Origin of the sequence: Streptomyces sp. NPDC000229, assembly GCF_040300825.1 — a bacterium.
GTDB lineage: Bacteria > Actinomycetota > Actinomycetes > Streptomycetales > Streptomycetaceae > Streptomyces.
The window spans coordinates 1-9317 of sequence record NZ_JBEPEL010000135.1 but is presented as its reverse complement, the minus strand read 5'-3'; the positions used below and the strand labels follow the sequence as shown (position 1 = coordinate 9317).

At 70.9% G+C, this 9317-nt stretch carries 8 protein-coding genes and 1 pseudogene; 5 read left to right on the top strand and 4 right to left on the bottom strand.

Translation table 11 applies throughout. From position 1 onward, the window contains the following. A pseudogene (locus ABT360_RS34385) lies at window positions 1-81 on the top strand (ATP-binding cassette domain-containing protein); the annotation flags it as partial. 411 nt (window positions 82-492) lie between these two features. Here the strand turns inward: ABT360_RS34385 and fomD are convergent. After that, window positions 493-1182 (bottom strand): cytidylyl-2-hydroxypropylphosphonate hydrolase, encoded by a 690-nt coding sequence (gene fomD / locus ABT360_RS34380; RefSeq protein WP_351825529.1) that lies wholly within the window; start codon window positions 1180-1182, stop codon window positions 493-495. Between the two features lie 82 nt (window positions 1183-1264). After that, the gene (locus ABT360_RS34375; RefSeq protein WP_351825527.1) at window positions 1265-2665 is read right to left on the bottom strand and encodes a class II fumarate hydratase; all 1401 of its coding nucleotides are present in this window, start codon (window positions 2663-2665) and stop codon (window positions 1265-1267) included. A gap of 106 nt (window positions 2666-2771) precedes the next feature. Between ABT360_RS34375 and ABT360_RS34370 the strand changes: the two genes are divergently transcribed. Further along, on the top strand, window positions 2772-4298 hold the full coding sequence (locus ABT360_RS34370) for a ricin-type beta-trefoil lectin domain protein (protein ID WP_351825525.1): 1527 nt from the start codon (window positions 2772-2774) through the stop codon (window positions 4296-4298). Between the two features lie 65 nt (window positions 4299-4363). Here the strand turns inward: ABT360_RS34370 and ABT360_RS34365 are convergent, their stop codons facing one another. Next, complete coding sequence (locus ABT360_RS34365; protein WP_351825523.1) at window positions 4364-6016, bottom strand: fumarate hydratase; 1653 nt, start codon at window positions 6014-6016, stop codon at window positions 4364-4366. Between the two features lie 179 nt (window positions 6017-6195). Between ABT360_RS34365 and ABT360_RS34360 the strand changes: the two genes are divergently transcribed. Then, window positions 6196-6861, top strand: a complete 666-nt coding sequence (locus ABT360_RS34360; protein ID WP_351825521.1) for a DUF1707 SHOCT-like domain-containing protein — start codon at window positions 6196-6198, stop codon at window positions 6859-6861. 136 nt (window positions 6862-6997) lie between these two features. After that, window positions 6998-7372 (top strand): WhiB family transcriptional regulator, encoded by a 375-nt coding sequence (locus ABT360_RS34355; protein ID WP_351825519.1) that lies wholly within the window; start codon window positions 6998-7000, stop codon window positions 7370-7372. A gap of 113 nt (window positions 7373-7485) precedes the next feature. Here the strand turns inward: ABT360_RS34355 and glpX are convergent, their stop codons facing one another. After that, a complete protein-coding gene (gene glpX, locus ABT360_RS34350) occupies window positions 7486-8517 on the bottom strand; it encodes a class II fructose-bisphosphatase (protein ID WP_351825517.1) in 1032 nt (343 codons plus the stop codon). A 136-nt stretch (window positions 8518-8653) separates the two neighbouring features. Here glpX and ABT360_RS34345 point away from each other — a divergent pair, with 136 nt between their 5' ends. Then, complete coding sequence (locus tag ABT360_RS34345; protein WP_351825531.1) at window positions 8654-9172, top strand: DUF4245 domain-containing protein; 519 nt, start codon at window positions 8654-8656, stop codon at window positions 9170-9172. Window positions 9173-9317: the final 145 nt, after the last annotated feature.

The following is a 9317-nucleotide window of genomic DNA, read 5'->3' as shown; positions in this document are numbered from 1 at the left end:
GGCCAGCTCTCCGGCGGCCAGCAGCAGCGCGTGGGACTCGCCCGTGCCCTCGCCGTCGACCCCGAAGTGCTCCTGTTCGACGTGTGCGGCGGCCGCGGGGGAGGACGAGGGGGCCGGGGCGGCACCCGCACGGGGCGCGGGCGCGGGCACGGGCGGCGCGGCGGGGGACGGAGGCGTCTCCTGCCGCGGCCGGGTGCGTTCCTGCGGCCGGGCAGCCAGCGGCTGTCGGCCTTCGTGGGAGGTGGGATGCTCCGTCACGCGTGGGATTCCGTCCGTCCGGGCCGGTAGTGCGATGCGATCGCTCTGTCAGGCGCTATACCCGCTCTGAGGGCGACGTCGACAAGGGGGAAGGGATCCGGGCACGGATCAGGCACGGCTCCACCCCCTCATGGATGACTTACGGTCAGTTCCTGATCTCTGCTCAGTCGTTCCTGCTCCGCGAATGTGCGGAGGACGATCCTACGTTTGCACCCCAGGGGCGCATCAAGGGTCTCACGGAGCCGTGTGCGCCGGGGTGCGATCCCAGTCCGCGGGCAATTCCGGAACCGTCCAGTCCGGGTCGGGGCGCCAGTGCTCCCAGCCGTCCGCGAAAGGCGCGCCCCAGGCCCGGATCACCTCGACCGCCGCCCGCCCGGCATCCCGCACCCGACGGGCCTGTGCCGGGCCCATCAGCCCGCTGCGCTGCGCCTGGGCGAACTCGTCCTCGTCCCGCCACAGCCAGCTGCGATCGGGGTACACCGAGATGTCCAGGAAGTGGTCCTCGGAGTCCACGCCGTCCGCCCATCGGGTGCGTGGCTCCTCCAGGTTGACGTACCAGCTGCGGAACCGCCAGCCGCGCTCCCAGAACAGCCACACCGACCAGGGCTCGCCCGGCCGGGCCAGCTTCAGCACGCCCGCCCCCTCCCACCGGGTGCGCACGGTGGTGCGCGGGGCGGTGTAGCGGGTGGCGAGCGGCTCCTCGTGGACGGGGCTGCCGTCGGCGAGCACGGGCTTGACGCACTCGGTGCCCGGCGCCATCCACACGGCGAGCAGGTCGTCGGTGTCCTGGACGACGGTCACGGGCCGGCAGATGTGGATGTGACCGCCGCCGTTGTCGCGGTAGCGCCACAGGATCTTCGTGCCCGGCGCCCAGCGCGCGCCGCCAAAGCGCGCTCCTCTCCCTGTCGTGGTCTCGGCTGTCATGCGCAGATCTTAGAGGTGCGCCACCGGCCCCGCCGCGACGCAGATCACGGGCGGCGGGGCCGGTGGCGTACGAAAGGCCAGGTCAGGGTCGGGTCATCCGGAGTACGTCGAGGGCCTCGTCGAGTTGCTGGAGCGTCAGGTCGCCCCGCTCCACGTACCCCGATTCGATGACGACCTCGCGGATGGTCTTGCGCTCGGCGAGGGACTTCTTGGCGACCTTCGCCGCCTCCTCGTAGCCGATGTACTTGTTGAGCGGGGTCACCACGGAGGGGGACGACTCGGCGTACTCGCGTGCCCGTTCCACGTTGGCGGTGATGCCGTCGACCGTGCGGTCCGCCAGCAGGCGCGCGGCGTTCGCGAGGAGCCTGATGGACTCCAGCAGGTTCTTGGCGATGACGGGGAGCATCACGTTCAGTTCGAAGTTCCCGGCGGCGCCCGCGGCCGCGACCGTGGCGTCGTTCCCGGTCACCTGGGCGGCGACCATCAGGACGGCCTCCGGGATCACGGGGTTGACCTTGCCGGGCATGATCGACGAGCCGGGCTGGAGGTCGGGGAGGTTGATCTCGGCCAGGCCCGTGCGGGGGCCGGAGGCCATCCACCGCAGGTCGTTGGAGATCTTGGTGAGGGAGACCGCGATCGTACGGAGCTGTCCGGACGTCTCCACGAGCCCGTCGCGCGCGCCCTGCGCCTCGAAGTGGTCGCGGGCCTCGGTCAGCGGCAGCCCGGTCGTGCGGGCGACCTCGGCGATGACGGCGGCGGAGAAGCCCGGCGGGGTGTTGATGCCCGTGCCGACCGCCGTACCGCCCAGCGGCAGCTCGGCCAGGCGGGGCAGCGAGGCCCGCAGCCGTTCGATCCCGTACCGGACCTGTGCGGCGTAACCCCCGAACTCCTGGCCGAGAGTCACCGGCGTGGCGTCCATCAGGTGCGTACGCCCGGACTTGACGACGTCCGCGAATTCGGCCGATTTCCGCCCCAGGGAGGCGGCCAGGTGCTCCAGGGCCGGGATCAGGTCCTTGATGACGGCGGCGGTGGCGGCGATGTGGATGGAGGAGGGGAAGACGTCGTTGGACGACTGCGACGCGTTGACGTGGTCGTTGGGGTGGACGGCGTCCGGGCGGCCGAGGCGCTCGCCGGCGAGGGTGGCGAGGACCTCGTTGGTGTTCATGTTGGACGACGTGCCGGAGCCGGTCTGGAAGACGTCGACGGGGAAGTGCTCGTCCCAGCGGCCGTCGGCGACCTCGGCGGCGGCCTCCTGGATGGCGCCGGCGATGTCCTCGTCGAGCACGCCCAGCTCCGCGTTGACCTTCGCCGCCGCGGCCTTGATCCGGGCCAGGGCCTCGATGTGGGCCCGCTCCAGGCGCTGTCCGGAGACGGGGAAGTTCTCCACCGCCCGCTGGGTCTGGGCCCGCCATTTGGCGTGGGCGGGGACGCGCACCTCTCCCATGGAGTCGTGCTCGATCCGGTAGTCCGGCTCATCCGTCATGGTCGTCAACCTCCTGCAAAAGTTGAGCACTTGTCTTGTTCTGCGTATTCCCAAGCTCCGTACCGGCCAGTAAAAACCGTGGGTAACCCCACTTCCAGGAGGCGCAATGACGCGCACCAGAACCAGAGCCGGGTTCGGACTCCGGTGTACGGTCGCTGCCGCGACCGCGCTCGCGGCCGCCCTCGGCGGGACGGCCGCCGCCGCAGCGGAAGCACCACCGGTCGCCACGGCATCCGTACCACTGTCGCCCGAGCTGGAGGCCATCCGCGCCGCCGAGGCCGTCAAGCTCTACGGCAGTCCCGCCGAACGGCCGCTCGCCGACCGGAAGACCGGTCTGATCTCGCTGGGCGACAGCGAGATCTCCGGCGAGGGCGTCGGCACCTACGAGCCCCCGACCAACGGCCCCGACAACTGGTGCCACCGCTCCCCCCAGGCCGCCATCCACCGCACCGGCATCCCCGCGGACGTCACGTACAACGTCTCCTGCTCCGGCGCCGCCACCCCGAACATCCGCATCGGCGGCAGCAAGCAGTACGCCGACGAGCTGGTCCAGAGCGACAACCTCGCCATCAAGGCCCGCAACACCCGCATCAAGATGGTCCTGCTGGTGGCCGGCGCCAACGACGACCTCCAGTTCGGCCCCGTGATGACCGACTGCGTCACCCGCTACCTCACCCTCCAGGGCCCCTGCGAGCCCAAGTACGCCCCCGGCTGGCAGGCCCGCGTCGACGCCCTCGTGCCCAAGGTCGAGCAGACCGTCCGCGACCTGCGTACCGTGATGCGGGACGCCGGGTACGCCGACGGCGACTACAAGCTCGTCGTCATGGGCTACCCGAGCCCCATCGGCCCCGACTTCCACGACAACCCGAACTTCCCCGGCAAGCTCGCCTGCGGCGGCCTCGGGTACGACTCCGACACCGTCTGGGGCCGCAACACCGCCGTACCCGCCTTCGAACGCGGCATGCGGCGCGCGGCGGCGAACACGGGGGCCGTGTACCTCGACAACTCGCGGCTCTTCCACGGGCACGAGGTCTGCATGGAGGACACCTGGGCGCGCGGTCTCTTCATCGACCTGTCCAAGCCCGGCATGCCGGACGAGAACTCCGTCCGGCAGTCCTTCCACCCCAACGCGGCGGGTCACGCCGCCTTCGCCTCCTGCCTGACCCAGATGTACAACGCGGGCGTCCGTGAGGGAAGTTGCGCCGACCCCGCGTCGACGGGCAGGCCGGTGCTGCTGCCGGGGGCGTGGGACGACAAGTTCACCCCGCTGCGGGGCGAGGCCACGGGCACGTGCGTGGACGTCGCCGGGGCGGTCACCCGCAACGGTACGGCGGTCGGCGGCTGGGACTGCCACGCGGGACGGAACCAGGACTGGTGGTACGACCCGGCGCGCGGGTCGGTCCACACGGCGCTGACCCACGACCGGTGCCTGGACGTACCGGGCGCCGCCTACCAGGCGGGCAAGGCCCTGGTCCTGTGGAACTGCTCGGGCGCGGCCAACCAGAAGTTCGTCCGCCAGGGCGCGACGCTGCGCCCGGCCGCGGCGCCGTCCCTGTGCCTCACGCTCGGCGCGGCGAAGGACGCGCTGCGGCTCCAGGCGTGCGACGGGACGGCGAAGCAGCGGTTCGCGTAACCCCGGGTACGCGGACGGGCCCGGCCACCGTGACGGTGACCGGGCCCGTTACGTGCCGGACGTGATCAGGAGCGCACCGGGATCGACGTGAACGTCGGGGTCGGGGCCGGGTCCTGGAAGAAGTCGTTGCCCTTGTCGTCGACGACGATGAACGCCGGGAAGTCCTCGACCTCGATCTTCCAGACCGCCTCCATGCCGAGCTCCTCGTACTCGACGACCTCGACCTTCTTGATGCAGTCCTGGGCGAGGCGGGCGGCGGGACCGCCGATCGAGCCCAGGTAGAAGCCGCCGTGCGCGTTGCACGCGTCCGTGACCTGCTGGGAGCGGTTGCCCTTGGCCAGCATGACCTTGGAGCCGCCCGCCGCCTGGAACTGCTCCACGTAGGAGTCCATGCGCCCGGCCGTCGTCGGGCCGAAGGAGCCGGAGGCGTACCCCTCGGGCGTCTTGGCGGGACCGGCGTAGTAGACCGGGTGGTCCTTCAGGTACTGCGGCATCTCCTCGCCCGCGTCCAGCCGCTCCTTGATCTTGGCGTGCGCGATGTCGCGCGCCACGACCAGCGGGCCGGTCAGCGACAGCCGGGTCTTGACCGGGTGCTTGGTCAGCTCGGCGAGGATGTCGTCCATCGGCTGGTTGAGGTCGATCTTGACGACGTCGCCCTCGTCCAGGTGCTCGTCCGTGGTGTCGGGCAGGAAGCGCGCGGGGTCGGTCTCCAGCTGCTCCAGGAAGACACCCTCCGCGGTGATCTTCGCGACGGCCTGGCGGTCGGCCGAGCACGAGACGGCGATCGCGACGGGCAGCGAGGCGCCGTGGCGCGGCAGCCGCACCACCCGCACGTCGTGGCAGAAGTACTTGCCGCCGAACTGCGCACCGATGCCGATCTTCTGCGTCAGCTCGAAGACCTTCTTCTCCAGCTCCTCGTCACGGAAGCCGTGGCCGAGCTCCGAGCCCTCGGAGGGCAGCTCGTCCAGGTAGTGCGCGGAGGCGTACTTCGCGGTCTTCAGCGCGAACTCGGCCGAGGTGCCGCCGACGACGATCGCCAGGTGGTACGGCGGGCAGGCGGCCGTACCGAGGGAGCGGATCTTCTCCTCCAGGAACTTCATCAGGGAGGTCTCGTTGAGGACCGCCTTGGTCTCCTGGTAGAGGAACGACTTGTTGGCCGAGCCGCCGCCCTTCGCCATGAAGAGGAACTTGTACGCGCCGCCGTCGGTCGCGTACAGCTCGATCTGGGCGGGGAGGTTGGAGCCGGTGTTCTTCTCCTCCCACATGGTGAGCGGAGCCATCTGCGAGTAGCGCAGGTTGAGGTTCTGGTACGCGTCGTAGATGCCGCGCGACAGGGCCTTCTCGTCCTCGCCCTCGGTGAGGACGTTCTGGCCGCGCTTGCCCATGACGATCGCCGTACCGGTGTCCTGGCACATGGGGAGGACGCCCGCGGCCGCGATGTTGGCGTTCTTGAGCAGGTCGAGCGCGACGAACTTGTCGTTGGCCGACGCCTCCGGATCGTCGATGATCTTGCGCAGCTGCGCGAGGTGCGCCGGGCGGAGGTAGTGCTGGATGTCGTGGATCGCCTCTTCGGCGAGCTTGCGCAGCGCCTCCGGCTCGACCTTGAGGAACGTACGGCCGTCGGCCTCGAAGGTGGAGACACCCTCGGCGGTCACCAGGCGGTAGGGCGTGGTGTCCTCTCCCAGCGGGAGCAGATCGGAGTACGCAAACTCTGGCATTACGGCCATTCCTCACTCGGCAGACGGCGACGCGGCCTCCATTGGCAGCGCGTCCACAAGCGTAGAACGCCCGAAGCCGCCCGAACCTGTGAGGTAAGGCTCAGTTGCCGGTGCCGATTGCGCCGGCTCGTCGTCTCGACCCCTAGTCGCGATGTATCGCGTTTCGCTACGCTGACTCCGTGGACCTCGAAAAGCAGCCCCAGCAGCCGGCCGTGCCCGCCGAACCCGCCATCCGGGCCTCGGACGCCGACCGGGACCGGATCGCGGACATCCTCCGGGACGCCCTGGCCGAGGGCCGGATCGACGCGGAGGAGCACGCGGAGCGCATCGACGCCGTCTACCGCGCCAAGACGGTCGGCGAGCTCGAACCCCTCGTACGGGACCTGCCCGCCGCGCGCCCGCGCCCCGAAGCGCCGCAGCGGCATGTGTACGCGCACGGCGGCGAGGACCCGGCCGTCCCGGCCGACAAGCTGATCGCCGTCTTCTCCAGCACCACCCGCAAGGGGCGCTGGCGCATCGGGCGGCGGACCCACGCGTTCTCGCTCTTCGGCAGCGTCGAGATCGACCTCACCGAGGCGATCTTCACCCAGCGCCTGACGACGATCGACGCCACCGCAGTCTTCGGCAGCGTCGAGGTCCGCGTCCCCGAGAACGTCACGCTGCGCGGCGCGGGCACGGGCGTCTTCGGTGCCTTCGAGGTGGCCACGCTGGAGGCGACCGACCCCGAGGCCCCGGTCGTCGTCATCAACGGGTACGCCGTCTTCGGCGCCGTCGAGGCCAAGCCGAAGTCCGGCAAGCGGATCGCCGACCTCCACAGCAAACTCCGTAAGCACTTGGGTGGTTGATCCGCCGACGGCCGGTTTCCACCGGTGGGAATTCCACACCCCGGAACGGAGTGCCACGCAGTGCATAGGCGCGCGCACAGCGGGTAGGGCTTGCTGCATCGTCTCTCGCTCGCGAAGCCGTCGTCAGGAGTAGACCGTGCTGCAACTGCCGCCTCAGCCCCTCCAGGTCGCCGCCGCCCCCTCCCAGCGTCTTCCGGCGCGGGAGGACCAGGACGGTCCGTGGCACACGGAGGCGGTGTGCCGCCGGGACGAAGCAGGCTTGTTCTTCGCCCCGTCCAAGGAGCCCACGGCCGCCCGGCTGGCGCGCGAGGAGGCCGCGAAACGGGTCTGCGCCCGCTGCCCGGTCATGGTCGAATGCCGGGAGCATGCGCTGCTCCAGCCCGAGCCGTACGGCGTGTGGGGCGGCCTGACGGCGGCCGAGCGGCGCGTCGTGCTGGCCCGGCGCAGGCGGCGCGAGGTGGAGCTGAAGAAGGCCGCCTCGACCGGCCCGCGCATCGCCGCCGCCGGCTGAGCCCGGGCGGGCGGCCGACCGCACCGACGGCATCCGTCGCACGAGGAGGGGCGCTCCCCCCGCACAGGGGAGCGCCCCTCCTCGTATACGTACGCGTACCGCCCCGGGGGCGGTTACTTCGCGCGGTCGAAGTCGATCTGGCTGTACGCGCGCAGCTTCGACAGCCGGTGCGTCGAGTCGATCTGCCGGATCGTGCCCGACTTCGAGCGCATGACCAGCGACGAGGTCGTCGCCGTCTCGGCGCGGTAGCGCACGCCGCGCAGCAGCTCGCCGTCCGTGATGCCGGTCGCGACGAAGAACACGTTGTCGCCGCTGACCAGGTCGTTCGTGGACAGCACCCGGTCCAGGTCGTGGCCCGCGTCGATGGCGCGCTGCCGCTCCTCGTCGTCCTTGGGCCACAGCTTGCCCTGGATGACACCGCCCAGGCACTTGATCGCGCAGGCGCTGATGATGCCCTCGGGCGTACCGCCGATGCCCATCAGCAGGTCCACGCCCGTGCCCTCGCGCACCGCCATGATCGAACCGGCCACGTCGCCGTCCGAGATGAACTTGATGCGCGCGCCGGTCTCCCGGATCTCCTTGAGAATGCCCTCGTGGCGCGGGCGGTCCAGGATGACGACGGTGACGTCCTCGGGCGAGGAGTGCTTCGCCTTGGCGACGCGGCGGATGTTCACGGACACCGGGGCGTTGATGTCGACGTAGTCGGCGGCCTCCGGGCCGGTGACGAGCTTGTCCATGTAGAAGACCGCGGACGGGTCGAACATGGTGCCGCGGTCGGCGGCCGCCAGCACCGCGATCGCGTTGGGCATGCCCTTGGCGGTCAGCGTCGTGCCGTCGATCGGGTCCACGGCGATGTCGCACTCGGCGCCGGTCCCGTCGCCGACCCGCTCGCCGTTGAACAGCATCGGGGCTTCGTCCTTCTCGCCCTCACCGATCACGACGACGCCGTTCATCGACACGGTGGAGACGAGGGTCCGCATGGCCCGCACCGCCGCGCCGTCGGCGCCGTTCTTGTCGCCACGGCCGACCCAGCGGCCGGCGGCCATGGCGGCGGCCTCGGTCACCCGGACCAGCTCGAGGGCCAGGTTGCGGTCGGGAGCCTCGGGCGAGACCTCGAGCTCGGACGGCAGATGATTGTCGGTCATCGGAACGCACCTTTCTGTACGGCGACGGCCGCAAGTGAAGAGGGTGCTGCGACTCTATCGGTAGGTCGACATATTGAGCAGAGGGGCCCACGTATGAGCAGGCCACGCTGATGCGACCATAGGGGGCGTGGCAGGTATGCGTGGCAAGCAGACAGTGCGTGGGATGTTCCAGTCGATGGCGGTCATCTGCGCGGCGGCGGGCGTGATCTATCTCTTCGTCCCGCACGACGACACGGCGGATCCGATCAAGCCGGTCGACTACCGGGTCGAGCTGGTGACGGCGCAGCGCGCGGCGCCGTACCCGATCCTGGCGCCGGAGGGCCTCGCCAAGGGCTGGACGCCGACCTCGGTCGCGTACGACCGCGAGGAGGGCGACGCCTGGCACCTCGGCTTCCTGACCCCGGACCGGCAGTACGTGGCGGTGGAGCAGTCGACGGCGGCGCCGGAGAAGTACATCGCCGACGTGACCCACGAGGCGCGGGACACGGGCCGGACCGAGCAGGTGGCCGGCAGGACCTGGCAGCGCTGGGAGGGCCCCAAGTACGACGCGCTGGTGCTGCGCGACAAGGGCGTCACGACGGTCGTGACCGGTACGGCGACGCGGGAGCAGCTCGCACAGATGGTGTCGGCGCTCCGGCCGGCCAAGAAGGCCTGACCACGGGGCCCGGCGGCGGGGCCCTGGTGGCCGGGCCCGGTCTCGGGCTGGGTCTGAGCGCGGGCCGGGCGGCGGGGCTTGAGCGCGGGCCGGGCGGCGGGGCTTGAGCGCGGGCCGGGCGGCGGGGCTTGAGCGCGGGCCGGGC

What these genes read in the sequence shown, in the direction of transcription:
- fomD (WP_351825529.1), bottom strand. Translation starts at nt 1,182, where the DNA reads ATGACAGCCGAGACCACGACAGGGAGAGGAGCGCGCTTTGGCGGCGCG.
- ABT360_RS34375 (WP_351825527.1), bottom strand. Translation starts at nt 2,665, where the DNA reads ATGACGGATGAGCCGGACTACCGGATCGAGCACGACTCCATGGGAGAG.
- ABT360_RS34370 (WP_351825525.1), top strand. Translation starts at nt 2,772, where the DNA reads ATGACGCGCACCAGAACCAGAGCCGGGTTCGGACTCCGGTGTACGGTC.
- ABT360_RS34365 (WP_351825523.1), bottom strand. Translation starts at nt 6,016, where the DNA reads ATGCCAGAGTTTGCGTACTCCGATCTGCTCCCGCTGGGAGAGGACACC.
- glpX (WP_351825517.1), bottom strand. Translation starts at nt 8,517, where the DNA reads ATGACCGACAATCATCTGCCGTCCGAGCTCGAGGTCTCGCCCGAGGCT.
- ABT360_RS34345 (WP_351825531.1), top strand. Translation starts at nt 8,654, where the DNA reads ATGCGTGGCAAGCAGACAGTGCGTGGGATGTTCCAGTCGATGGCGGTC.